Raw genomic sequence first — 24,543 nt, forward strand, 5'->3', positions numbered from 1 at the left:
ACGATAATTCCGTATCAAGACACTCTATCTATGAAAGAAGAGATGATCTTCGAGCAATGTGACAGTGAAAGTTACACACATCCAATACACCGCTCGTCCGCCAGTGAAGCGATCAGGTGACTTTATCCGTTTAAAGGTTAAAGCCGTATTGCCATCATCAATACGTGAATCATACACCGCAGCCCCACACAAAAAGGCCGGTAAAAAAAACTCAGACCACAATTGGTTTTTTTGAGATCTGAGCAGTTGATCCGTGATGCTTGATGTTCGCTACGTGTCTAGCGATTTTTTGCTGTGTATCACTATTAGGTGTTACACCCATGAAACGTATGTTGATTAATGCAACACATGCCGAAGAAATTCGCGTTGCACTTGTCACTGGTCAGCGTCTTTACGATTTCGATTTAGAAAATCGTACCCGTGAACAAAAAAAATCGAATATCTACAAAGGTCATGTGACCCGTGTAGAACCTTCTTTAGAAGCCGTATTTGTTGAATACGGTGCAGGTCGCCAAGGCTTCCTGTCGATGCGTGAAATCGCAAACTCTTATTACAAAGCCGACCCTCGCCAAACTTCTAATATTCGTGAACTGATCACTGAAGGCACTGAGCTTTTGGTACAGGTAGAAAAAGAAGAACGTGGCAACAAAGGTGCTGCGCTCTCTACCTTCATTTCTTTGGCTGGTCGTTATTTAGTGCTTATGCCAAATAACCCGAAAGGTGGCGGTATCAGTCGTCAAATTTCAGGTTCTGTGCGTGAAGAACTCAAAGAAATGTTGGCATCTTTAAACGTGCCACGCGGCATGAGCGTGATTGTACGTACTGCGGGCATTGGTCGTTCACAAGAAGAATTACAGCTTGATTTACAACACTTGCTTGACCTTTGGGCGCAAATTCAAAACACCGCAAGCTCTGGCCCATCGCCAATGTTGGTACACCAAGAAGCAGGTGTGGTGACACGTGCGATTCGTGACTACTTACGTGATGATGTTGCCGAAATTTTAATTGACTCAGAACAAGCTTATAACGAAGCCTATAACTTCGTAAAAGCCGTGATGCCACGTCAGTTAGACAAGCTAAAAACCTATACTTTAAATGAGCCGCTATTCGCGCATTTTGGTATCGAAAGCCAAATTCAAACAGCTTATGAGCGTGAAGTTAAATTGCCTTCAGGCGGCTCAATTGTCATTGACCAAACTGAAGCATTAGTTTCAATTGACATCAACTCGGCTAAGTCTACCCGTGGTCAAGATGTTGAAGATACTGCGCTTAATACCAACCTTGAAGCTGCCGAAGAAATTGCGCGTCAATTGCGTTTACGCGACATCGGTGGTTTGGTGGTCATCGACTTTATCGACATGACCAAAGACCGCAACCAACGTATGGTTGAAGCCAAACTTCGTGAAGCAACACAAAGTGACCGCGCACGTATTCAATTTGGTCAATTATCACGTTTTGGTTTAATGGAAATGAGCCGTCAGCGCTTACGTCCATCACTTGAAGAAGCGACTGGTTACGTTTGCCCACGCTGTCACGGTACAGGCATGGTACGTGACCTACGCTCTCTTTCACTTTCAATTATGCGTAAAGTGGAAGAAATTGCCCTGCGTGAACGTCATGGTGAAGTTCAAGTCGAAGTACCTGTTGAAATTGCAGCATTCTTACTGAATGAAAAACGTCACAGTCTGGTTTACCTTGAGCAAACTTCAAATGTGCGTGTGACTGTATTACCTCACCCACACTTAGAAACCCCGCATTACGAAATTTCGTATAATCCTGAAGGCTTTGCACCAACCAGCTATGAACGTACTGAAGCAACTCGTTCAAGCGAAAAAGAGTTGGGTTATGAATCTTCTGAATGGCATTTAGAAGAAGCCGATCAATCGCACAGCCACGCTGCTGCACCTGCGGCAGAAAAAACTTCTGCAAGAAAACCACAAGCAGCACAGCAAAATAAAGCATCTGCACAACAGCAGCTTGCACCTGCGGCAGCCACAACAGCTGCAAGCCCATGTGCATGGTTAGAAAACCTGTTTGTTCAAAAGCAAGCCAGCACCATTGATCAAGCACGTAGTGCCAACAATGCGGCGGCAGCCATTGAGCAAATGGTAAATAGCGGTGCCGTGAGCCGTGGTCAGTTTGGTCAAATTGCAACTGCATCTGCTGCCCCTGCTGCAAGCAGTCAAAATGTATACCTTGCACCATCGACAGTGGCACAAAAAACTGAACGTGACTCTGCAGAGAAATCTGCTGAACGTGAAGACAAACCGGCTCCGCGTCACAACAACAAAAAGCCGCGTCATAGCAACAACAATAACAACAAGCACAAAGAGCAACGTGAGCCACAAACTCAGCACGACAATCAACAACATCAAGTGCATGAAGAAGTGGTTCAGATGTCGCGTCAGGAGCAACGTCAGGAAGCGCGTGAAAACAAACGCAATTCTCGTCGTCAGCACAGCAATGACCAAGCACCGCAGCAGCAAGAAGCTCAAAATAACAATGAGCAGCAAAATGCCGTGCCACGTCGTGACCGTCGTAACCAGCCTCGTCCAGAACGCCCAAATCGTCACCGCGACCCAAGCGTATTGAATGAGCAAGCACCTACCGCAGTGGCTTCTAATCAGCCAAAAGTGGACTTAATTGATGCACCGCGTCAAGAGTTCAACACGACGGCTTTGGTAGTGAATGTCGATCAAGCTCAAACTGAAATTGTGGCATTGAATGCTGCGCCAGTAGCGGCTGAACCAGTGACAGCAGTAGAAGCAACTGTGCTTGAAACGGTTACTGAACCAACTCAAGCTGTTGCAGTGGTAGAAGCTGCAGCCGTTGTTGCAGAAGAAACAGCTGCACCTGCGGAAGCTCAAGCACAACCGACTGCGCCTGCAAAACGTGCCAGCAATGACCCGCGTCAGCGTCGTCGTCAGCAACGTGAAGGTCAAGCGCAGCAAGTAACTGCACCAAAGTTAACGCCTTCACAGGTGCCAACTTTAGCGCAATACAGCATTGGTAGTCTGATTCGCCACGTCTATGGTGAAGATTGCTCAGTCCTGATTGAACAGTTTGGTTTAATTCCAACGTTCAATCGTGCTTTGCAAAAGTTCACCGATGAATATGCGGCAACGCTTGCAACAGCTGCGCCTGTGGCAGAGAAAAAACCTGTCACACGTGATGTGGAAGTTGCGAAAGCCGCACCAGAAGCAGAACCTGCACCTGTGTTAGATCTGACTCCACCAAAACCTGTGTCAGATAAGCGTGTTGCCAACGATCCGCGTGAGCGTCGTCGTTTAGCCAAACAAGCTGCTGAGCAAGCCTTGGAACAAGCCAAGCAAGCACAGGCAGTAGAAAAAGCTGAAGCAGAAAGCACACCTGCAGCAGAGCCAACGACTGACGTTGTGGCAACTACCGACGCATCTGTAGAAGCAAACTCTACTGCAGAAACGTCTGTAGCGCTAAGCACAGAAGTCGAAGCAACTACAGAAGTAAACCCTGAAGTAGAGGCTACAACTGAAGCTACTCAGCCAGAGTTGAACGCGCAAGACGACCTTGCACAAACTGTCACTGAAACTGCAGCAGCGCAAGAAGAAACTGCCGTTGAAGTGGTCGCACCTGTACAAGTGGAATTAGCAGTAGATGACCCAGTCGAAACTGCTGAATCTGAACAGGACAAAGCAGAAAAAGAGAAAACTGCACGTCCGCGTCGCCCACGTGGTCGTCCACCTAAAAAAGTAACTCCGCCAACTGAGTCTTAATTCGCACTTTTGCAGCGGAATAAAAAAATCCAGTCATTTTAATGACTGGATTTTTTTTGCTACTTTAGAGCAAATGCAGTGGTGACTTAAATTTAAGCAAGTTAATTTGGTGTTAGGTGTTTTTGATTTTTAACAGCTTTTATAAAAACATCAGTCAAAGCTAAAAATTAGGTTGATTGCACTAGGACTAAGGGATTACAAAACAATAAGACGCGATGCTTTGCAGATGCAACGGATGATGACAAAAACAGGATTCTTATGTACCAGATGACAAAAAGCGATTTAATTGGCTTAACGGATGTTGCGGCAAAAATTCCGCAGTTTATGACTAAAGTGCCCCACCTGATCACAGGGTTAAAGCAAGCCTATTTACGCACACCCAATACGCCTGCAGGCTTAGGTCTTGCGTTTGAAAAAGCCGTGCATCGTAACCCGCATGGTTGTGCCTTGATGTTTGAAGATCAGCAGTACAGCTATTTGCAGCTCAACGCATGGGCTAACCAAATTGCACATTACTATTTAAGCATTGGCGCACGCAAAGGTGATGTCATTGCGGTGATGTTGGAAAATCGCCCTGAATTAATTGCCAGTGTCATTGGCTTGGCAAAAATTGGCGTTATCGCGGCTTTGGTCAATACCGCACAAGTCGCCAAAGTTTTGGCGCACAGCATCAATTTAGTCAAACCAATTGCCGTGATTGTGGGGGAAGAATGTCGCCAAGCCATTGCCGATATTCGCCAAGAACTTGAGCTTGCAGAAAATCGTCTGTATTGGTTTGCAGATCAAAATACCCGTACCGATGCCGGCACTGCGCCTGAAGGTTTTCAAAATTTAGCGCAATGCATTGCATCATTCCCAAGCTTTAATCCTGCCACCACACAGTCGGTACAGAGCAAAGATGGGCTGTTTTATATCTATACCTCAGGTACAACAGGCTTGCCTAAAGCGGTGATTTTCACCAATAGCCGTTGGACACTAGCCTACGGCACTTATGGGCACGTATTAGGCTTAAATCAAAACGATGTCATGTATTGCACCCTACCGTTGTATCATGCGACAGGTATTGTGGTGTGCTGGTGTGGCGTGATTGCTAGCAGTGCAACTTTTGCCATTAGACGTAAATATTCCACCTCTTGTTTCTGGCAAGATGTGCATAAATTCAATGCTTCAGCCATTGGTTATGTAGGTGAATTATGTCGCTATTTAATGGATGCACCTGCTTCAGACTTAGAGCGTGGACACCGTGTCACAAAAATGATTGGCAATGGCATGCGCCCAAATATTTGGAGCAAATTCAAAGACCGCTTTGGTGTTCAGGAAATTTTAGAACTGTATGCATCTAGCGAAGGCAACGTCGGCTTTAGCAATGTGTTTAACTTTGACAACACGGTTGGTTTTTCACCGACACCTTATGCGGTCATTCAGTTTGATAAAGAAAAAAATGAACCCGTACGCGATGCCAAAGGCAAATGCATGAAAGTCAAAAAAGGCGAAGTCGGCTTATTGATTGGAAAAATCACCCGTCGCTCACCGTTTGATGGCTACACCGACCCTGAAAAAAACAAGGCGGTGATGATGCAAAACGTGTTTAAACAAGGCGATGCCTATTTTAACACGGGCGATTTAGTCCGCGACATTGGCTTCCGTCACGCCCAGTTTGTTGATCGTTTAGGTGATACCTTCCGCTGGAAAGGTGAGAACGTATCCACCACAGAAGTAGAAAACATTGTCAGTGACTATGAAAAAATTGCTGAAGCTGTCGTGTATGGCGTTGAAATCCCACATACCAATGGTCGTGCAGGTATGGCTGCGATTACCTTAAACGAAGGCTGCCAGTTAGATGAACAAGACTTGCGTCAAATGCTGGTGGAGTTTAAAAAAGCAATGCCCGCTTATGCAGTACCCGTTTTTTTACGCATTCAAAAGCAAATGCAAACTACAGGTACATTTAAATATCAGAAGAACACCCTGAAAACTCAAGGTTTTGATTTAAAACAGTGTGATGAAAAAATTCTGGTGTTATTGCCAAACCAATCTGCTTATTGCGAACTGACCCAAGAAATTTACGACAATATTCAACAGTATCAATATCGCTTCTAAGCCACCAGGTTGCCTATTTTTTGATTAGATACGACAAATTTGTTGCATTTATAATCAAACATAGGCAACTTTTTTATTTTTTACTTGCGCTCGCTTCATATCTTGCTACAATACGCTCCATCAAACGAAGTGGTGCTTAAAACCCTCTGGTTTTTCTTGCACTTCACAATCAAGCCTGCTTGATTGCTGGTTCAGGGTCGTTAGCTCAGTCGGTAGAGCAGCGGACTTTTAATCCGTTGGTCCCGCGTTCGAATCGCGGACGACCCACCATTTCCTTGATCAACCTTAGATGGGTCGTTAGCTCAGTCGGTAGAGCAGCGGACTTTTAATCCGTTGGTCCCGCGTTCGAATCGCGGACGACCCACCATCTTCTTCAAGGTTGATATTCTAAAAATGATCATCATCATTTTTACTCCTCTGGGTCGTTAGCTCAGTCGGTAGAGCAGCGGACTTTTAATCCGTTGGTCCCGCGTTCGAATCGCGGACGACCCACCATTCCTTCTAAAAAATCCTTTAAATTACCAGTCATCACAGCACTGTTCTGTGGATCATACTGTTTCATAATTTACTATCAAATTCCCGTATTCTGCCCTGTTTGAATCACAGCCTTTTATCCACTACACCTTGCTCAATTCAGTTGTAGAAGATGTACCATCATTGGCAAATCATGCTTTACACATCCCAAATAAAAACTTGAGGCAAAACAAAAGCCCAAAAGTTTTTCACTCATAGGCTAAGGATTGAATGAGCGAATAATTAACTTGCTCTGATTAAATGATAATTTTGCGAAGGTAAGGGATTGGTTTTAAAGTATTCACGATTATTTTCTGTCGCAATCGCAATTTTGTTTTTATCCATAATTAAATTATGGTCTTGATCAATATTATAGTAAAAGTTCACCCCAGAGGCGCGTGCCACCACAATTTGATGTGCGTCTTCATCATAGAACCATAAGTCTTTGCGGTATTTTTTTTCATTGTCATAACTGATTTGCCCCGCATTGACAAAAATACGATGCGCTGTCCCATCAGGTAATAAGGTCAGAATATAATCGACTGTTCCGCGTTCGCACATAACAAACTTATCTTCACAGCTAATCTGAATAGTATAGCGTCCCACATAAGTCAGATGATTTTCGGGAATATGATGTTCTGTTGCAGCCGTTTGCATGGGTGCGGTTGCCTGCCCTGCTACTTCAGTCAGTCTTTTGGTTTCTACCTGTTCTGTATATTTTTGCACTGCAGCTTGCTCAAGTTGTGAATCATCGCATCCAAGCAATGCCACTGCACTCCATATAGAAACTGCGCAAATATTTAATTTAGCCGACACACTATCCCTCATATAGAGTGACCAGACCGAGTATTCAGTCCTATTCAAACCACCGAATAGACAGCTCAATGTAAGGCATGCTTTTCCTCAATCCTTTGTGGTCAAGCGCTTACTCTGCCCATCGCTTCTCTCTGATATTTTAGGTGGATGCTGGTTTAAGCAACACCAAAAGTTACATAACTTTACTAATTGCCTTGCTCACCGCCCTTTAAAAACCCAAGTGCATCACCATTTTTATTCTATATACAGATGATGTGCTGTGAAGCTAAACATCGGCATGTATTTATTTTGAATTTTAGATCTCTTAAGGAGAATTAGATGGCCAATGTTGGTTTATATCGCTCTAACCGCTCAAATATGATTGCTGGGGTCATGGGTGGTATTGCTGAACGTTTTGGTTGGAACGCAAATTTACTGCGCTTAATTTTTGTGATTGTTTCCGTGATGAGCGCTGCCTTTCCTGGCATTTTGGTGTATTTGGTGTTGTGGTTGGTGATCCCTAAACAAAACCAGTCGAATACAACAAACTATACTCAGGGCTACACAAGACCTGTGCGCACGGTCAATCCTGATCAAGACCGATAAACGGTATTGAAATTTTAAAGACTGACCATATTTAAAGATTCATAGGCTTGAATCATTTACCGATTCACTTGTAGACACCACCCTATTCACACAACTTTCTTCTTTTTCGCTACGATTGCTCCCCCAAGCATCGTAGCTTTTTTTTGCCTTTCAACCTGCAATATATTTTAAAAGTCACAGCATTTCAGGATTGAGTCGTGTTGAATACACATCGACAATGCGAGTCTATTAATTGGTCTTTACAGCAAGCTGTTGATTCAAGACGGCAATCATATCGGCACGGCTAATGATCCCCACCAAACGCTGCTGCTCTACCACAGGAATGTAGTTAAAAGAGCGCTCGACAAAGTACGGCACAAGGTCTTGAATACTTTGTTGCGGTTGCACCGTGACCACTTGGCGTAACATGATATGTTTCACTTGATGTTTCCAGCTATACGGCAAATCTGTTGCGTGTTTAAACCATTCCACTACTTCATACAGCGCCAAAGTTCCAACCAAATGTTGCTCTGTATCAATGACAGGTAAACTCATTAAATTCATGTGTTTGAATTTTTCTAAAGCACTGTGAATATCCTCATCTTGCTGCAAACTGACCACATCTTTACTCATAATATCGGCACAAGTCAGTGCTTGAGTTTGTCGTTCACTGGCTTTGTGTTGCGCTTCTAAAATGATTTTTTGTAAGTCGTATTCACTAATATCTAGCAACTGGGTTTGTGCATCTAAAACATCTTGAATATCTTGCGGCTGAATAGTGGCTTTTTGAGTAGGCGTTGGGTCTTGGGTACGTTGATTCAACTGTGGCGTTTGAGGATAAGGCTTGCCAATCATGCGGTTAAATACAATTGCAATCACCATCAGCAAAACTGAATTAAGCAGCACAGGATAAAAGATGAAGTGATAACCCAGCTCACGCACGGCATCTCCGCCAAGCACTGCGGTAATGGCCACTGCTCCACTCGGTGGATGCAGCGAATCGGTGGTCATCATCAAGAAAATAGATAAAGCCACAGCCACACTAAAGGCTTCGGTTAAATTTGGAATATATAAAGCACAGCTCACGCCCATAATTGCTGCAATACTGTTCCCAACTACAATATTCCACGGCTGCGCCAAAGGACTTGCAGGCACAGCGAAAAGCAAGACTGAAGACGCTCCCATCGGTGCGATATACCATGCATTAATATCGCCCAACACCCACAAACTGATCAGTGAAGATAGTGCTAAACCCAGCAACGCCCCCAACCCACACAGCAACCTTTCTTTCAAAGGTAAAACTTTGAAATTTGGTTTCAGCGTATTCAGCCAATCAAGTTGTGAATGAAACACGGGCAGGCAATCCTGTGGTGACAATTGGACAAGATTATAAGGCAATCATTTAGTAAGGTATATTTGTTTTATATCTTTCATTTATCAGTGAATTTGTAAAACCCCAAACAACCAGCCGCTAGTTGTGCTTTAACCTTTGCCAGCACCCCGCAAAATCCTTATAATTGAGCACAATTTTTCTCTAATTTTAAGTGGATGACCATGAGTCGCGCCATATCGCATATTGATACCTTTCAAGGCTTAATTCTTGCCTTACAAAACTACTGGGCGGAGCAAGGCTGCGTCGTTTTACAACCTTATGATATGGAAATGGGTGCAGGGACATTCCACACCGCAACCTTCCTACGTGCTTTAGGGCCTGAAACCTGGAATGCAGCATACGTGCAACCGTCACGTCGTCCTAAAGATGGTCGTTATGGTGAAAACCCGAACCGCTTGCAACACTACTATCAATTCCAAGTGGTGCTTAAACCAAACCCAGACAACATCCAACAATTATATTTGGATTCTTTAAAAGCCATTGGGATTGACCCATTGGTGCATGACATCCGCTTTGTAGAAGACAACTGGGAATCTCCAACATTAGGTGCTTGGGGCTTGGGCTGGGAAGTTTGGTTAAACGGCATGGAAGTGACTCAGTTTACCTACTTCCAACAAGTCGGTGGTGTTGAATGCTACCCAGTAACGGGTGAAATCACTTATGGTCTTGAGCGTTTGGCAATGTACCTACAAGGTGTAGATTCGGTTTATGACTTGGTTTGGACCAAAGGCCAATTTGGTACAGTCACTTATGGCGATGTGTTCCATCAAAACGAAGTTGAACAATCGACCTATAACTTTGAATATGCGCCTGTTGATAAAATGTTTGAACTGTTTGACTTCTATGAAGTAGAAGCGAGCCGTTTAATTGCCGCAGAATTACCATTACCTGCGTATGAACAAGTGATTAAAGCATCTCACTGCTTTAACTTGCTCGATGCGCGTGGTGCAATTTCTGTGACTGAGCGTCAGCGTTATATTTTACGTGTACGCACCTTGGCACGTTCTATTGCTCAAAGTTATGTAGCCGCACGAGCAAAACTAGGTTTCCCAATGGCTGAACCGCATTTACGTGATGAAGTCTTGGCGCAGTTAAAAGCACAAGTTGAAGCGGAAGCTAAAGCGCAAAATACTGAGGAAAGCAAATAATGTCTAAACATACAGTTTTATTTGAACTCGGTTGCGAAGAACTCCCACCGAAAAGCTTAAAAACCTTACGCGATGCCTTATTTGCAGAAACTGAAAAAGGTTTAAAAGATGCAGGCCTTGCGTTCGATTCGATCGAAGCTTATGCAGCACCACGTCGCTTGGCACTTAAAATTGTCAATGTAAATGGTGCGCAAGCAGATACCCAAAAACGTTTTGATGGCCCTGCTGTTCAAGCTGCCTATGATGCCGAAGGCAAACCGACCAAAGCGCTTGAAGGCTTTATGCGTGGTCAAGGTATTACGGTTGATCAGGTCTCTACTTTCCAAGCGGGTAAAGTTGAAAAAGTCTGCTATTTAAAAGATGTGAAAGGTCAAAGCCTTGATGCGTTATTGCCACAAATTCTACAAACTGCGTTGGATAACCTACCAATTGCAAAACGCATGCGTTCTGCCGCAAGCCGTACTGAATTTGTGCGTCCTGTTAAATGGGTGGTGTTGCTTAAAGACAACACCGTGGTTGACGCCACGATTCAAGATCATCAGGCAGCGAATGTAACCTATGGTCACCGCTTCCATGCCCCTGAAGCAATCACACTACAACACGCCAATGACTATTTAGATGCGTTACGTGCTGCTAAAGTCATTGCTTCTTTTGAAGAACGTCAAGCGATTATCGACCAGCAAGTAAAAGCATTGGCAGGTGAAGTCAATGCAATTGCGATTGTGCCTAGCGACCTACGTGATGAAGTGACTGCACTGGTAGAATGGCCTGTTGCACTACGTGCCAGCTTTGAAGAGCGTTTCCTCGCTGTACCACAAGAAGCTTTAATTACCACCATGCAGGACAACCAAAAGTATTTCTGTTTGGTCAATAGCGACAACAAATTACAGCCTTACTTTATTACGGTTTCAAATATTGAGTCGAAAGACCCGACTCAAATTATTGAAGGTAATGAAAAAGTGGTTCGTCCACGTTTGTCTGATGCTGAATTCTTTTTCTTGCAAGACCAAAAGCAACCGCTTGCATCACGCAAAGAAAAATTGGCCAACATGGTTTTCCAAGCGCAACTGGGCACACTTTGGAACAAGTCTGAACGTATTGCCAAACTGGCTGTTGCTTTAGCGCCAATTACAGGTGCAAATCCGCAAGATGCTGAAAAAGCTGCTTTGCTTGCAAAATGTGACTTAACGTCTGAACTTGTGGGTGAATTCCCAGAACTACAAGGCATTGCGGGAACTTATTACGCGCGTCTTGAAGGTGAAAATGACGAAGTTGCAGAAGCACTCGGTGAACAATACTTACCTAAATTCGCTGGCGATGTACTTCCAAAAACTAAAACAGGCACGACCATTGCCCTTGCAGACCGTTTAGACACGCTCACAGGTATTTTTGGTATTGGCCAAGCACCTACAGGTTCTAAAGACCCATTTGCATTGCGTCGTTCTGCCATTGGTATTTTGCGCCTTGTGACTGAAAATGGTTTAGATGTTTCAATTGAAGACTTAATTAAGTTGGCTTTGGCTGCTTATGGCGATGTCTTGAAAGATCACGACAAGACTTTGGCAGATGCTGTTGCATTCCTTGAAGGTCGTTACCGTGCTAAATACGAAGACCAAGGCGTTGCGGTAGATGTGATTCAAGCTGTTCAAGCTTTATCACCAAAATCTCCACTTGATTTTGATAAGCGTGTAAATGCAGTTAATCACTTCCGTGCCTTGCCTGAAGCGGCTGCATTGGCGGCTGCGAACAAGCGTGTTGCCAATATTTTAGCAAAAGAAGCTGCACCTGAAGGTGCTGTGGTTGAAGCAAACTTGGTGGAAGATGCAGAAAAAGCGCTATTTGCTGAACTTGCAAAAATCACACCTGTAGTTGAGCCATTATTGGCAGCAAAAGATTACACCACTGCACTTTCTCAATTGGCTGCATTACGTGCGCCTATTGATAGCTTCTTTGACAACGTGATGGTCATGGCGGATGATGCTGAATTGAAAGCCAACCGTTTACGTTTACTGGCACAGTTACGAGACTTGTTTACACGTGCTGCAGATGTAAGTGTGTTGCAGCACTAAAGTCTTAATTACTTGTAAGTTAAAAGAAACCCCGCTATAAGTTAGTGGGGTTTTTTATTTTTCTCAAAAGTATGAAATTATCACAAGCTCAAAAAGCATTAGAATTTTTAAAATCTAATCCTAATCAAAAATTTACAGCTAGATTTATTGCTGATAAATTAATTGCTACATATCCTCAAGATTATATCGAGAAAAGAAATAATATTAAATTTGAAAACAATGAGGGTGCTTTTAAACAACAAGTTATTCGAGAGTTATATAGTATTTTCCCAGACTTAATTCAAAATAATCCTTGTGTAAAATATCAAGAAAGACCACGTCCACGCCAATATTGGTATGACCCCCCTTCAAATCTTTCACCAACAACAGGAATTGACTTCCATAATTCATTAATTATTGATGCAGAAGACAATAATCCACCACCAATTCAAGAAAAAATTTTTTCAGAGTACGACTTATATCCTATTCTCATCGAATATTTGTCTAAAGAGCTAAACCTCTATAGCCTGAGAATTGATGAAAAAAAGTCTTCAAATAATCGAGGACAAAATGGTAATCAATGGTTACACCCTGATATTGTTGCTATACAGCCTATTGATAAAAAGTGGCATGAACTAGTGAAGTCCTGCGTTAAACATGGTTCAGGTCAGAATGTTCGCCTTTGGTCATTCGAGGTAAAAAAAGAACTAAATAACTCAAATATTAGAAGTAGCTTTTTCCAAGCAGTCAGTAATTCCAGTTGGGCAAATGAAGGATATTTAGCTGCGACCTCAATTTCTACCAATGACGTTGAAGAAGAACTGCGTATGCTTTCAGCTTTACATGGTATAGGTGTAATTTTACTCAACCCAGAAAATCCAACTGAAAGTGAAATCTTACTTCCTGCTCGCAGAAGACCCGAAGTGGATTGGCAATCAATAAATCGAATTTTGACTGAAAACTTGGATTTTAAAAACTTTATAGAGTTGGTTTCTATCTACTATCAAACTGGACGTATTCGTTCACAAGATTGGAATCATTAATCTGTAGGCATTTCACTTCAGATTCCCTATACTCAACCTAACAACACTCAACAAGAAAACAAGCTTATGAAACTTAAAACACTCATTTTATCGGGTTTAACTTGCCTTTCTCTTAGTGCGTGTACTTCTGCACCTGTCATTCCACAGCTCACAGCAGGTGTTTTACAAGAAGTGAAAAACATTGAAGTTTACCCAGACACTGTCAATAACAGCGCCAAACTCACAAAATTTATTGATAAATGCGTGATCGAATTTACAGGCACGCTGCAAGCAGGTCGTTCTATTGAACAGTGGGCATTTAAAGGCAATAGCTTAATTTCAGCAGGTTCTGCAACATTTGCACAAGATGGAACCAGCACAGCAACTAACTTTGACTTACATGATGCAACCGTGCAAAAAAACTTTATTACCCTACGCAACCATTTTCATAAAGATGCGCTTGCACAATGCAACTAAGCTAAAAACAGCTTTGAATGTATCTTGATGTAGCAAGATTGTTGGACTTTCAATATAAATGCAGCATCGCTGGATATTTCAAACTAAGATGATAAAAGCAGTGTAGCCATTGTTGCCCTGCTTTAAAAACTCTCCAGAGTAACAAGACCCACAATTTTATGTGGGTCTTCTTCTTTAAGCCTGAAATGCTGCCATAATTTTAAATATTGTAAATTTCACCTAAAAATACATCATACTTGCGAAAAATAAACACTGCAGATCATCTAGGCTTTATACAATGCAGTACATTCTATTCAAAACCTTTCAACGACCAGTATTCGGCATCCTAAGAGGCGCAGCACAATGAAAAAGATCAATGTCAGCATTTGTATTGGACTATTACTCAGTAGTGCTTCGGTGTGGGCACAAAATAGTGATGCGCAAATTCAAAGCAATAAACCAATTCAGCCTTATGCAGACAATCCAAACCTTTTGCATGTTTGGGCATATAAAACTCAGGAAGGCGTGATTCAAGCTGCACAAAAAGTAGGTGAAGTCACAGAAAAAGGCATTGAGAAAATTCGCCCATCTGCACATCAGGCTTTAGACAATGCCAAAACTTTGGGCAGTCAGGGTGCAGCGCAAGCCAAGCAAACAGGGCAGCAACTGGCGGGTCAGGTCAACAATAAAATTCAGGAAACCAAAGAAGTGATTACAGGGCAAAGTGATCAAGCCGTGCCGATCTATCAAGCGCCATTAAGTACACCATCACAAAATGTAACGCCTGCGCCAACCACTACAACGCCACAGACACAGGAAGCACAGACTCAGGCTGCCCCAAGTGACGAATCTGAAGAAGAAATTAAAGTGATTAAACTATAAAAATATTGGGTTGATGATTTGCTTTATGTCTTGTCCTGAAATAGATTGACAGTATTCCACTTCAAACTGAGTTAAGCAATTAGCTCGGTTTTAGTTTGCTCATACATCTGATTCGGGGTGTTCATATTTAAACTTAAATGTGGTCTATAGCAATTATAAATCATGATAGATTCCGCAATTAAGTGATCTAACTCCTTCATGGTTTGACATCGCGTGGTTAAAAACTCCTGCTTTAATATTCCATTAATCCGCTCTGCTAATGCATTCTGGTATGAGAAACACTGTTTCGCAAGGCCTCCATCTGTCATAGAAGGACATACCCCATAATGGCGTAATGCCGATTGATATAGTTCAGAGCAATACTGAGAGCCTCTGTCTGAATGGTGAATCATCCTGGCTGCCCGATCTGTCACATGCTGCATCGCCATATGTAGTGCCTGCACAACATTCTCTGCACGCATATCATTCGATAACTTATAACCTTTAATCTGGCGGGTATAAGCATCTGTCACTAAGGATAAATAATGTACGCCTTCAGCACTCTCAACATAGGTAATATCACTGACAAAGACTTCATTGGCTTGCACCGCTGAATAATCCTTTAATAAATTTGGATGCTTCTTCATCCAATGCTTGCTATCCGTAGTTTTTGTATAACGACGCTTGGGGCGAATCAATAAATTATTTTCTTTCAATATTTTAAATAACTGATCCCGTCCACACTTTAAACCACGCTGCAACAATTTGCCTTTAATAAGCCAATACAGCTTACGTGTTCCGATACTTGGCATGAGACAGCGATACTCCATAACCAACTCGAGTATTTGTTCTGTTACTTGTGCAGTCATTTGAGCACGTTTTTCTGCTTGATAATAAGCTTGTCGAGTGATTCCTAACCACTGACAATAACGTGAAACGCTTAGTCTTCTTTGGCTTTGCCAATCTTTGAAACGTGCTCGGTATACTTTTTTCCAAGATCAGTCCCACACTCTTTATCAATGTGATAAATCACATCCTGTATAAATTCAGTTTTGAGCTTTTCTGCGGCTAACTGTTTTTCTAATTGGCGGATTCGTTGTTGGGGTGTCAATTGGCGTTTAGAAGAAGTCGGCATATTCGAAGTCCAATCCTGTTGTCCGTGCTTGCGTAACCATACCAGCACAGTTGATCTTCCTTGAATACCATATTTTGCCTGAGCTTGTTTATAAGTAATTTGCCCTTTTTCTACTTCATGTACCACCATCATTTTAAAGGCGAAGCTATAATCACGTTGTGTGCGCTTAACTCGTTGTTCTCGTGCATGTTCCATAAAATAAGTCTCTTAAGGTGTAAACTTATTTCAGGACGGGACATTAAAATTATAAAAAAAGCCTGCAATTATTCTGCAGGCTTATTCATGTGAAAACGAATAGAGTTTTGTATTTGTCGGAACACATATAGGCCTAGCCCAAGTAATACCAACACAGCTAAAGCAAAGAATAAATAGGCTTTAGGCTCTGGCGCATCGACAAAAGCCGTTGCAGATACAATTAAACTGAACAACAAAACAAGCACAGCAGGCATTAACAACTTGGTCATACACACTACCCTTGGAATGATCAATAAAACAAGGTTTCAAGACCATCTTAGCCCAATAGCAAAACAATACAAGTGTCTAAAATTTAAACTCTATAAATTAAGGCTTTAAAACTTTGCAAACTACTGTTCAAGTTCTAGGGTAAATTTGGCAGTATCTGGTAAATCTTCTACAAAGTCGTTGCCGCCAAACTCATCGCTGCTCAGGTTTAAATCCTTATAACTCAAGACAAAATAGTCGCTATATTTTTTCAGTATTAAGGGATGCATGCCTGCCGCAAGCGCATCTTGCTCTTTGCATAATTTCATGACATGACGATCATTCATACTAATTAAGTAGCGCTCATCGTTTAGATAAATTTGTACCAAGCCACTGCCTTTGGCATAAATCGGAATCAAAAATTTATGGTTTAAGGCAATTGCATTTGCTGCATAGCTCTCAATTTTTTGGCTGATGATGTTAAACACCAAACCATGACCAAAATAATCGAGCAATACATTCCGATTTTCATACGGTAACTGGATTTGCAGACCCAATTTGTTTAGGTCGTGCTGATCGACCTGTTTATTGCTCAATAAAGAACGAATCAGGTTTTGTTTCAGCTTGGCATCAAAGAAATTACTGTCTAGCTGTAAATTGTTGTATTTTAAAATACGACCTAAAGACCAACGGTGATTCGGTAAGACATTTTCAATCACTTTACGGTAGTAAAACTTACTGTTCTTTTTCACCTTGCGAATTTTTTGGTAAAAAAACGGCGCATCAAAAGGATGGGTCAAAAAGTCATTTAATAATTCTGAGTTAGCCAAAATCGCAATCGCATCATGCCCTGTAAATGGCAAATGCAAGGTATGTAAATGCGGAATTAATGGCTGTATTTTTAAATAATGCCCACGATCTTCTGGATAGTATTGGTCATAAACCACAATATATTCACGCTGTGCCGATACATCCTGCGCTTGAATACGCATATTGGCATTCACATCGGCATGGTAAAACATATTGTAGCGTGCGTCGTGAATATCTTCAGGGTCAATCGAGTACTGCGGCACCAAAGCCACAATGCGGTTTAAATCCAGTAAATTAGAATACTTAATTGCCGCATAGCCTCCCATAGAGCCGCCATAGCCGACACGGACTTTAAACGGGGTAATGAGCTCTTGAATGGCTGCCAACATGGCACGCATAGATGCTTCAGGAAACCATGATTTTTCCTTTGGCATCACCCCAATCACATTAAAATGAAACTTTTCCAGTGATTTTTCGGCGTTAATAGACGTTCCTTTGGCACGAGTGATTAAATCGCCAAAAGAAAAAATCAGCTCCTGAGATGAGCCTTTCATGAAAATAGCGCGGATATGTCCGTCTTCAAAAATTATGTGTTTGTCCATTCCCACACCGGCGCCAAGGCGCTGAATTAAACCGTTACTTTAAACTTGAATACACTGTACGCAAGTTCAAAAGTGAATATGTTATTTTATAGATGCACAGCAGATTAAAAATCGCAAAATATGACACAATCTCTACATCCTGCCGCACAACAAGGCTTTGGTTCTGGTGCAAGCCTATACCAACAAGTTCGCCCCAGTTACCCGCAAGAAGTCGATACTTTCCTGCAAGATCAGCTCAAAGTTCTACCCAATAGCCATATTGTAGACTTGGGTTCTGGCACAGGAAAGTTCCTGCCGCATTTGCTCAAACTAACAACGCAGCTTACAGCAGTTGAACCCATTGCTAGCATGTTAACTGAATTACGCCAACTTTACCCACAAGTTGCAACCGTTCAGGCACGAAGTGAGCAATTGCCCTTGCCTGCCCAATGTGCTGATTTAGTCAGCTGCGCACAATCTTTTCATTGGTTTGCCAATCTACAAAGTTTAAAGGAAATTCATCGTATCTTAAAACCTCAAGCTCACTTGTTACTCATCTGGAATCAGCGTGATATTTCAGTGAATTGGGTCAATGCCCTCGCAGAAATGATTCTCCCTTTTGAGGGCGATACACCACGCTTTCACAATCAAGACTGGCGTCAGGTCTTTGCAGATACAGATTTATTCCAACTTTGCCACGAACAGCAATTTCACCACAGGCATGTTGGCACAGTCGAGCAAGTGGTTTCCAAGCGTCTACTCTCGACCAGTTTTATCGCTGCAATACCTGCCGCTCAGCAACAACAACTCAAAACACAATTTGAACAATTGATACTGGAATACACCGGACTACATGCGCAAGATACAATTGAATTTCCTTATTGTACCCATGTGTTTATCTATCAAAAAATTGGGTAAAAACCAAGCCATAAAAATCAACCGAAAATGGAGCACATTTCAATGCAGATTACTTTCAAACACGTCCTTGCTCCCATGCTCATCGGTCTAGCTTTTGGTCTAACTGCCTGCGAACAAAAAAATGTTGAGCATGCAGACCAACTCAGTCCTGAAGATCAAATCATGCAAAATCAGGTCGAACAGGCTGCGATTCAGCCCTTTGAAATGACGGCAGATGACCCGCATGACATTCAATTGCTGAGCGATTATGAACAGCGTCACGAGCAAATGAGTGAAGATATGTTGGATGAATTGGAACGCTTGCATGAAGCCAAGCAACTTGATGCAGCCTTTGCTCAAAGCCGCTTACAGGACAATATGCAATCTGCCTTAACCATGCTGAAAGACTTAGATTTAAAAACCCCACAAGGACGCTATATTCAGGGTTTAATGAGCAATTATTGGGAACAACAAGCAGCTTATCTAAGCAGCCAAACATCTACAGCAGCTTATCCAATTCGTGCAGAACAGCGCCAGCAAGGTTTGCAAGATTTATTGCAGGCACAGCAACAACTTGAACATTGGCGTGAGCAATATCCTCAGCTTGATGAATAATGCATTTTAGGGATGCTGCTGTAAATACTGATGTACCCCTTCAGCAGCAGCACGGCCAGTGGCAAAACAGGCTGTCAGCAAATAACCGCCCGTTGGCGCATCCCAATCCAGCATTTCACCACAGAGAAAAACGTGTGGATTGGAATTTAACTGCAATTGTGCAGATAAAACCTCACGTTTGACTCCGCCCGCACAGCTAATTGCTTCTTCAATAGGACGAAAACCCTTTAAAGGCACCGTTAAATTTTTAATCTGCTGCGCCAATTGCATAGGTTGCTGCCAAAGGGCTTTATCCACCAACTCACGCACGACTGCAGACTTCACGGCATCCAAACCTGCCTTACGCCAAATATTGCTTACAGACTGTTTTTTGGAAGGTTGCAACTTTTGGTAGAGTTGCTCAACGGTTAAATCGGGTAGCAAATCGAGTTGTAACTGCAGCGGTTGTTGAGCGTGCTGCAACTGTCGCAATGCTCGCCCTTGCTTATAAATTAAGCCACTTTCCAAACCATAATGGCTAATCACAATATCGCCCATGCTCGCTTCAGCGCCTTTCACCCATGCTTGCACACGTTTTAAAGGTTGTCCAAAAACTGGCTGCATATAGTTAGACCAGTGACATTCCACCCCTGCATTACTGGCTTGAAAAGGCTGAATTTCATTGGCAGATAACCAACGCTGCCATGCACCATCACTACCTAATTTTGACCACGACACTGCTCCACATGCCATCACAATAGCGGCAAACTGCTGTTGTTCAACTTGCGCTGTACTTAGATTTTGAATACTGAGTTGATTGTTCTTTAAATCACATACCTGATGCCGATAATGAAACTGCACGCCTGCATCAACCAAGCGTTTTAACCATGCGCGTAGCAAAGGTGCGGCTTTCATTTCTTGTGGAAAAATTCGCCCCGATGAACCTACATAAGACTGAATACCTAAACCCTGCATCCAGTTTTGAATCCAAGCCGCATCCCATTGTTGAATCCACGGCGCCAACCATTCCGCCCGATCATAACGCTGAATAAATTGTGCAATCGGTTCGGCATGTGAAATATTCAGCCCCGTTTTACCTGCCATCAAAAACTTACGTGCCGCTGAAGGTTTCTGCTCATAGACATGCACATCATAGGCATACTGACTCAGCACTTCGGCAGCCATTAGCCCTGCTGGCCCTGCTCCTATAATTGCAATGCGCTGTTTCATGCCTGTTTACTCAGTTGTTGCACTTGAGTCTGCAGAAACTTTCGCCTCAACTGCAGCAGGTGTTAAAGTCAGCTGCTGTCCTTGCAAAGGCTGAAAATCATCAAAACGGGTTGTATAAGCTACTGGTTTGGTGATCAACAGTTCCTGACAACGCTCGCCACGTGCTAAATATTTGATTTCAAAGTGAGTGCGTGCTGAATCTACTGGAACATCCTGCTGAATAAATGGCAACTTCCACACTTCAATCAGCTGTTGCTGTGCTTCTGCAATATATTCAGGAATATTACTCACCAAAGTAATGCTGCCACCTGCTTTTAAGCGTGACAATAAAAACTCAAAAAACGGCATATTCAACCAACGCTGGGTGGCATTATGCGGTTCTGGATTCGGATATAAAATAAAGAATTGCTCGACTTGAGCAGGAAATAAAGCATGCACAATCCATGGAATCGCATCGGCATGAACAATCTGTAAGTTCTGCTGACCTTCAAGCTGATGCTGTTTTTGCATCGCCAAAAATTTTTCACGGGTGCGCTCAATTGCAATCAACTTGTGCTCAGGATGCTGCCCGCTAAACAATAGGGCGTGTTTACCTTTTCCGGCCCCAATTTCCACACAAACCGATTCATTGGCAATGGCTTGAAAATCACGAGGGGCATGCATACGCTGTGCTTGAAATTGACGAATTGGCATAATCAGATCAAACTTACAAAATTCGGCACAAGTCTATCAAGTCAGGTGCTATTTGCCTAATCCAATCCTGCATTTTTCATTTGGAGTTGATCATGCCACGTACTTTCCCTTGCCCACGTTGTGGCGAAGCTACACAATGGGAAGACAATCCTTTTCGTCCATTTTGTTCTGAGCGTTGCAAGCTCATTGATTTAGGCGCATGGGCAAATGACGAGTATCGTTTACCCACCCAAGATGCTCCGCAAGCAGAAAACTCTGAGGAATAAGCAATAAATTTCCACGCCAAATATTGCCTAAAACTACACACAGTTTCATGGAATTTTTCACATTTTTAGAAAAATTATTCAAAATTTAGTTGTTCTATAATTGCTTTCAGCAGAATTAGCACAGGTTATACTTTGCACTATTCGTGACTCCGTCACTGCACATAACAATAAAGAAAGCAAAAAATAACCTAGGAACATTTCACCATGGAAATCATGTTAAAAGGAATTGTAATGCTGTGTATTTTACTCTCTACCAGCAGTTTAGGCTTTGGACTGTACGCGCATGATTTACTCATGCTGTGCATAGGCATCTTACTGACAATTTTCACAATGCTGTTTGCAATTGAAAGCAAACAAATGCTGAATAATCCCTTTCGCAAATAAAAAAGTCAGCGACTGCTGACTTTTTCTTAAAGCATAAATACACACTGCTTTTAACCTGCTTGCCCCGCCACAAAAGGGTTGTTCTGTTTTTCAAATCCAATGGTACTGATGGGACCATGCCCCGAAATAAACTGAGTGTCATCGGGCAAACTAAAACACTCGCGCTGAATTGAATCTAATAATTGTTGATGATTCCCACGTGGAAAATCGGTGCGTCCAATCGAGCCTTTAAATAGCACATCGCCTGTCCACAAGACGCCATATTTTGCATTATAAAACATCACATGGCCTGGGGTATGCCCTGGTGCATAACGCACTTCAAAGCTTTCTTGACCCAATTGCAGCACTTCACCACCCTCTAACCACTGTGTAACCGTGACTTGTTCAGGGATAGGAAAACCATAACGTGCAGACACTTCTTGCAGTTGATCTAACCAAAAAGCATCTTCTTTCTGTGGACCAATCACAGGAACATTCCAGTAATGTTGCAACGCACCAACAGCCCCCGCATGGTCTAAATGTCCATGAGTGAGCCACAAAGCTTTCACCGTTAAACCCAACGCTTCAACTTCGGCTTTCAGCTTTTCAGGCTCACCGCCTGCATCAATCAAAATTGCTTCTTTGCTTTCTGCATCCCACACAATCGAGCAGTTTTGCTGAAAAGCGGTGACGGGAACAATTTTGACTTGCAACATGGTGGCGAACCTCAAAAATTAATGGCTTAGGTTAAGCTTTACAGCATCAAGATTAGCTTGAAGTAAATGTTTGAGCAAATCCAAATGATCGGCACGGGTATTCAGTGCAGGAATATAGGCATATTCTTTGCCACCTGCTTGTAAAAACAATTCTGCGTTTTGAATTGCCAATTCTTCTAGCGTTTCCAAACAATCTGCAGAAAAAGCAGGACTCATAATTTGCACCGACTTCACGCCCTGCTGTCCCCATTCTTCAAGTAAGACATCGGTATAGGGTTTGACCCATTCTTGTTTGCCAAAACGTGACTGGAAGCTAATTGCCCACTGATCATCATTTAAATTTAAAGCATCGGCAAGCAATTTGGCCGTGATCCGACAACGCTCTGCATACGGATCACCCTTATCGGCATACGGCTGTGGAATGCCATGAAACGACATCAATAATTTTTCTGCCACACCATGCTCGGCTTGAAATTCACGCACACTTTGCGCCAACGCCTGAATGTATAAAGGATGCTGATAATAATCACGAATGATGGATAAGCCCGGCAAATTACGCTGCTGTGGCACCCATTTGGCAACGGCATCATATAAAGGTGCAGTCGAAGTTGCCGAATATTGTGGAAATAAAGGGAACAAAATCACGTGATCTTGAGGATTTTGACTCAAAGCTGCCAAAGCCTGTTGAATACCCGGATTGCCATAGGTCATTACCGGTAGAATATTCAATTCAAACTCAGGATATAGCGGCAATAACTGCTGTTTTAAAGCATCAACCTGTTGCAACAAAATTTCCCGCATCGGTGAATCTTGCTGCCAGACCATGGCATAAGCATGTGCAACACGCTTAGGACGAAATGGCAAAATGAATAAGTTCAAAATGATTTGCCAAATCGGTTTTGGAATTTCAATCACGCGCTGATCAGACAAAAACTGCTTTAAAAAACGGCGAACCGCTGCTGCAGTCGGTTCATCAGGCGTACCTAAATTGGCTAAAAGAACGGTTACTTTGGGTTTTGCTGTAGACAACATCCAGCCCTCGTGTCTGATGATTGAGCCCGACTACTTTAACAGTTTTTTCACTCTGTATTGAGAGATTAATACGGTGTTTTAAATGAATAAACCCGATCGGTATCTAGCAAATTGCTCTCTAAAAGTTTTTGCGCTTTTGCCGTGGTTTGCCACAACATCCGCTGACGATCATCACGCCCCGCCTGCACAATCCAGTCATTTTGACGCATTTGCATTTTAATCTGATGCAAGGCCCGAATATTGATTTGGGCACGTGCAACTGCATGCGCACGTGGCATGATCCGACGTGCATCCTCCAAACCAGTTTCATTCAAATATTCATTCATGCGTTTCGAAAAATATTCTTCAGGGGTTGGATGAATAAAAGTATTGCCTAAAATTGCCAACAACTGCGCCCAACTTAAACTTCGCTCAACTTTCAGCTCTCTAAAGTTACCATCCTGATAGGCATGCATGCGATATTCAAAACGATATGATTCATTCATCGACACTTTAGATACGCTTAGAAACGGGTCTGCTTCGCGCTGTCCCACATCGGTTTCCAGCTGACGTAACTTACTTTTTAAACGTTCAATTTCATCATGCAAAGCTTGTGTATTTTGCGGGCGCACCCAACCAGAAGTCGGATAACGCTCTAGCATTTGCGACATATTAAAGCGGACAGCAAGCTCTAAATCACGCAGAGTGCGGTAGCTAAACACCTGATCGACTTCTTGTTGTAATAATTTACGGAACTCTTTGAATTTTTCACGCAATTCAGGTTTTTCATCATGTAAAGATGAATCACGTGAATCTGGGTCTTCGTGCATAAATACAATGATCGGCTTTTGCTTGGTGACTGCATAAATATACTCTAAATGCATATACCCCACGCCCGACACCGATTGCTCACCGTACTGGCTGCCCAATAGAATCACCACATAATCACAATCATCAATTTGACGGCGTGCAAATGCAGTGCTGAGTGGGGTACGTTGTTCTAAACCCCACGAAAAAAAACCCATTCCCACCAATGTTTGTGCCAAGATCACTCGTTCTGGCTGCATATCTGCCCCAGACGTCGAGATAAAGACCTGATAGCGCTTATCGAGCATTGGTTTCCCCTCTCCTAT

Annotated in this window: 21 protein-coding genes and 3 tRNA genes; 14 read left to right on the forward strand and 10 right to left on the reverse strand. The window is 42.7% G+C overall.

Translation table 11 applies throughout. From position 1 onward, the window contains the following. Window positions 1–320: 320 nt before the first annotated feature. The 5 genes from FTT74_RS01760 (at window position 321) to FTT74_RS01780 (ending at window position 6,347) form a co-directional block, all read left to right on the forward strand. Entirely contained in the window at window positions 321–3,752 is a 3,432-nt protein-coding gene (locus tag FTT74_RS01760; RefSeq protein ID WP_179988474.1) for an Rne/Rng family ribonuclease, read from the forward strand. A gap of 258 nt (window positions 3,753–4,010) precedes the next feature. Next, on the forward strand, window positions 4,011–5,852 hold the full coding sequence (locus FTT74_RS01765; protein ID WP_179988475.1) for a long-chain-acyl-CoA synthetase: 1,842 nt from the start codon (window positions 4,011–4,013) through the stop codon (window positions 5,850–5,852). A 194-nt stretch (window positions 5,853–6,046) separates the two neighbouring features. Next, window positions 6,047–6,122: transfer RNA gene (locus FTT74_RS01770), tRNA-Lys, on the forward strand. A gap of 21 nt (window positions 6,123–6,143) precedes the next feature. After that, a tRNA-Lys gene (locus tag FTT74_RS01775) sits at window positions 6,144–6,219 on the forward strand. Window positions 6,220–6,271: 52 nt separating this feature from the next. Further along, window positions 6,272–6,347: transfer RNA gene (locus FTT74_RS01780), tRNA-Lys, on the forward strand. 261 nt (window positions 6,348–6,608) lie between these two features. Here FTT74_RS01780 and FTT74_RS01785 read toward each other — a convergent pair. After that, window positions 6,609–7,181 (reverse strand): hypothetical protein, encoded by a 573-nt coding sequence (locus tag FTT74_RS01785; protein ID WP_179988476.1) that lies wholly within the window; start codon window positions 7,179–7,181, stop codon window positions 6,609–6,611. A gap of 318 nt (window positions 7,182–7,499) precedes the next feature. On the opposite strand from FTT74_RS01785, the gene FTT74_RS01790 reads away from it, so the two are divergent. Continuing rightward, window positions 7,500–7,766: a PspC domain-containing protein gene (locus FTT74_RS01790; RefSeq protein WP_131261073.1), complete on the forward strand. Its 267-nt coding sequence runs from the start codon at window positions 7,500–7,502 to the stop codon at window positions 7,764–7,766. Between the two features lie 228 nt (window positions 7,767–7,994). Here the strand turns inward: FTT74_RS01790 and FTT74_RS01795 are convergent, their stop codons facing one another. Then, window positions 7,995–9,098 (reverse strand): HPP family protein, encoded by a 1,104-nt coding sequence (locus tag FTT74_RS01795; protein ID WP_179988477.1) that lies wholly within the window; start codon window positions 9,096–9,098, stop codon window positions 7,995–7,997. 201 nt (window positions 9,099–9,299) lie between these two features. Here FTT74_RS01795 and glyQ point away from each other — a divergent pair, with 201 nt between their 5' ends. The 5 genes from glyQ (at window position 9,300) to FTT74_RS01820 (ending at window position 14,694) form a co-directional block, all read left to right on the forward strand. Continuing rightward, window positions 9,300–10,286, forward strand: coding sequence for a glycine--tRNA ligase subunit alpha (glyQ, locus tag FTT74_RS01800; protein WP_019836027.1), 987 nt, complete (start codon window positions 9,300–9,302; stop codon window positions 10,284–10,286). Continuing rightward, entirely contained in the window at window positions 10,286–12,355 is a 2,070-nt protein-coding gene (gene glyS / locus FTT74_RS01805) for a glycine--tRNA ligase subunit beta (RefSeq protein WP_179988478.1), read from the forward strand. Before glyQ ends, glyS begins: the two co-directional genes overlap by 1 nt. A gap of 71 nt (window positions 12,356–12,426) precedes the next feature. After that, window positions 12,427–13,377, forward strand: a complete 951-nt coding sequence (locus tag FTT74_RS01810) for a COG2958 family protein (protein WP_179988479.1) — start codon at window positions 12,427–12,429, stop codon at window positions 13,375–13,377. Between the two features lie 66 nt (window positions 13,378–13,443). Beyond that, window positions 13,444–13,833, forward strand: a complete 390-nt coding sequence (locus FTT74_RS01815) for a hypothetical protein (RefSeq protein ID WP_179988480.1) — start codon at window positions 13,444–13,446, stop codon at window positions 13,831–13,833. Between the two features lie 342 nt (window positions 13,834–14,175). Beyond that, window positions 14,176–14,694: a hypothetical protein gene (locus FTT74_RS01820; RefSeq protein WP_179988481.1), complete on the forward strand. Its 519-nt coding sequence runs from the start codon at window positions 14,176–14,178 to the stop codon at window positions 14,692–14,694. Window positions 14,695–14,765: 71 nt separating this feature from the next. On the opposite strand, the gene FTT74_RS01825 is transcribed toward FTT74_RS01820, so the two are convergent. The 3 genes from FTT74_RS01825 to FTT74_RS01835 all read right to left on the reverse strand — a co-directional run bounded on the left by FTT74_RS01825 (window position 14,766) and on the right by FTT74_RS01835 (window position 17,661). Next, a protein-coding gene (locus FTT74_RS01825) for an IS3 family transposase (protein WP_179988482.1) occupies window positions 14,766–16,003 on the reverse strand; the annotation gives its coding sequence in 2 pieces (ribosomal slippage) (window positions 14,766–15,667 and window positions 15,667–16,003; 1,239 coding nt in all). 68 nt (window positions 16,004–16,071) lie between these two features. Next, window positions 16,072–16,272 carry a hypothetical protein gene (locus tag FTT74_RS01830; protein WP_168417539.1) on the reverse strand — a complete coding sequence of 67 codons (201 nt, stop codon included), beginning with the start codon at window positions 16,270–16,272 and terminating at the stop codon, window positions 16,072–16,074. A gap of 120 nt (window positions 16,273–16,392) precedes the next feature. Continuing rightward, window positions 16,393–17,661 (reverse strand): hypothetical protein, encoded by a 1,269-nt coding sequence (locus tag FTT74_RS01835; protein WP_179988483.1) that lies wholly within the window; start codon window positions 17,659–17,661, stop codon window positions 16,393–16,395. A 120-nt stretch (window positions 17,662–17,781) separates the two neighbouring features. Here FTT74_RS01835 and FTT74_RS01840 point away from each other — a divergent pair, with 120 nt between their 5' ends. Both FTT74_RS01840 and FTT74_RS01845 read left to right on the forward strand, forming a co-directional pair. After that, a complete protein-coding gene (locus FTT74_RS01840) occupies window positions 17,782–18,558 on the forward strand; it encodes a class I SAM-dependent methyltransferase (RefSeq protein ID WP_179988484.1) in 777 nt (258 codons plus the stop codon). Between the two features lie 42 nt (window positions 18,559–18,600). Next, window positions 18,601–19,152, forward strand: coding sequence for a hypothetical protein (locus tag FTT74_RS01845; RefSeq protein WP_179988485.1), 552 nt, complete (start codon window positions 18,601–18,603; stop codon window positions 19,150–19,152). 6 nt (window positions 19,153–19,158) lie between these two features. Here FTT74_RS01845 and FTT74_RS01850 read toward each other — a convergent pair whose 3' ends face one another. Next, a complete protein-coding gene (locus FTT74_RS01850; RefSeq protein WP_179988486.1) occupies window positions 19,159–20,361 on the reverse strand; it encodes a TIGR03862 family flavoprotein in 1,203 nt (400 codons plus the stop codon). A 6-nt stretch (window positions 20,362–20,367) separates the two neighbouring features. Beyond that, window positions 20,368–21,060 carry a tRNA (guanine-N(7)-)-methyltransferase gene (locus FTT74_RS01855; RefSeq protein ID WP_225543524.1) on the reverse strand — a complete coding sequence of 231 codons (693 nt, stop codon included), beginning with the start codon at window positions 21,058–21,060 and terminating at the stop codon, window positions 20,368–20,370. An 86-nt stretch (window positions 21,061–21,146) separates the two neighbouring features. On the opposite strand from FTT74_RS01855, the gene FTT74_RS01860 reads away from it, so the two are divergent. Further along, a complete protein-coding gene (locus FTT74_RS01860; RefSeq protein ID WP_154321096.1) occupies window positions 21,147–21,320 on the forward strand; it encodes a DNA gyrase inhibitor YacG in 174 nt (57 codons plus the stop codon). Between the two features lie 434 nt (window positions 21,321–21,754). On the opposite strand, the gene FTT74_RS01865 is transcribed toward FTT74_RS01860, so the two are convergent. From FTT74_RS01865 to FTT74_RS01875, 3 genes are all read right to left on the reverse strand, one after another. Beyond that, entirely contained in the window at window positions 21,755–22,399 is a 645-nt protein-coding gene (locus FTT74_RS01865) for an MBL fold metallo-hydrolase (protein WP_131261085.1), read from the reverse strand. Window positions 22,400–22,417: 18 nt separating this feature from the next. Beyond that, complete coding sequence (hemH, locus tag FTT74_RS01870; protein ID WP_104852985.1) at window positions 22,418–23,431, reverse strand: ferrochelatase; 1,014 nt, start codon at window positions 23,429–23,431, stop codon at window positions 22,418–22,420. A gap of 65 nt (window positions 23,432–23,496) precedes the next feature. Continuing rightward, a complete protein-coding gene (locus FTT74_RS01875; RefSeq protein ID WP_096901324.1) occupies window positions 23,497–24,525 on the reverse strand; it encodes a DUF4062 domain-containing protein in 1,029 nt (342 codons plus the stop codon). Window positions 24,526–24,543: the final 18 nt, after the last annotated feature.

The organism is Acinetobacter sp. YH01007 (assembly GCF_013420425.1).
In the GTDB taxonomy this organism is placed as follows: domain Bacteria; phylum Pseudomonadota; class Gammaproteobacteria; order Pseudomonadales; family Moraxellaceae; genus Acinetobacter; species Acinetobacter towneri.

What these genes read in the sequence shown, in the direction of transcription:
- FTT74_RS01760 (WP_179988474.1), top strand. Translation starts at nt 321, where the DNA reads ATGAAACGTATGTTGATTAATGCAACACATGCCGAAGAAATTCGCGTT.
- FTT74_RS01765 (WP_179988475.1), top strand. Translation starts at nt 4,011, where the DNA reads ATGTACCAGATGACAAAAAGCGATTTAATTGGCTTAACGGATGTTGCG.
- FTT74_RS01790 (WP_131261073.1), top strand. Translation starts at nt 7,500, where the DNA reads ATGGCCAATGTTGGTTTATATCGCTCTAACCGCTCAAATATGATTGCT.
- glyQ (WP_019836027.1), top strand. Translation starts at nt 9,300, where the DNA reads ATGAGTCGCGCCATATCGCATATTGATACCTTTCAAGGCTTAATTCTT.
- glyS (WP_179988478.1), top strand. Translation starts at nt 10,286, where the DNA reads ATGTCTAAACATACAGTTTTATTTGAACTCGGTTGCGAAGAACTCCCA.
- FTT74_RS01810 (WP_179988479.1), top strand. Translation starts at nt 12,427, where the DNA reads ATGAAATTATCACAAGCTCAAAAAGCATTAGAATTTTTAAAATCTAAT.
- FTT74_RS01815 (WP_179988480.1), top strand. Translation starts at nt 13,444, where the DNA reads ATGAAACTTAAAACACTCATTTTATCGGGTTTAACTTGCCTTTCTCTT.
- FTT74_RS01820 (WP_179988481.1), top strand. Translation starts at nt 14,176, where the DNA reads ATGAAAAAGATCAATGTCAGCATTTGTATTGGACTATTACTCAGTAGT.
- FTT74_RS01830 (WP_168417539.1), bottom strand. Translation starts at nt 16,272, where the DNA reads ATGACCAAGTTGTTAATGCCTGCTGTGCTTGTTTTGTTGTTCAGTTTA.
- FTT74_RS01835 (WP_179988483.1), bottom strand. Translation starts at nt 17,661, where the DNA reads ATGGACAAACACATAATTTTTGAAGACGGACATATCCGCGCTATTTTC.
- FTT74_RS01840 (WP_179988484.1), top strand. Translation starts at nt 17,782, where the DNA reads ATGACACAATCTCTACATCCTGCCGCACAACAAGGCTTTGGTTCTGGT.
- FTT74_RS01845 (WP_179988485.1), top strand. Translation starts at nt 18,601, where the DNA reads ATGCAGATTACTTTCAAACACGTCCTTGCTCCCATGCTCATCGGTCTA.
- FTT74_RS01850 (WP_179988486.1), bottom strand. Translation starts at nt 20,361, where the DNA reads ATGAAACAGCGCATTGCAATTATAGGAGCAGGGCCAGCAGGGCTAATG.
- FTT74_RS01860 (WP_154321096.1), top strand. Translation starts at nt 21,147, where the DNA reads ATGCCACGTACTTTCCCTTGCCCACGTTGTGGCGAAGCTACACAATGG.
- FTT74_RS01865 (WP_131261085.1), bottom strand. Translation starts at nt 22,399, where the DNA reads ATGTTGCAAGTCAAAATTGTTCCCGTCACCGCTTTTCAGCAAAACTGC.
- hemH (WP_104852985.1), bottom strand. Translation starts at nt 23,431, where the DNA reads ATGTTGTCTACAGCAAAACCCAAAGTAACCGTTCTTTTAGCCAATTTA.
- FTT74_RS01875 (WP_096901324.1), bottom strand. Translation starts at nt 24,525, where the DNA reads ATGCTCGATAAGCGCTATCAGGTCTTTATCTCGACGTCTGGGGCAGAT.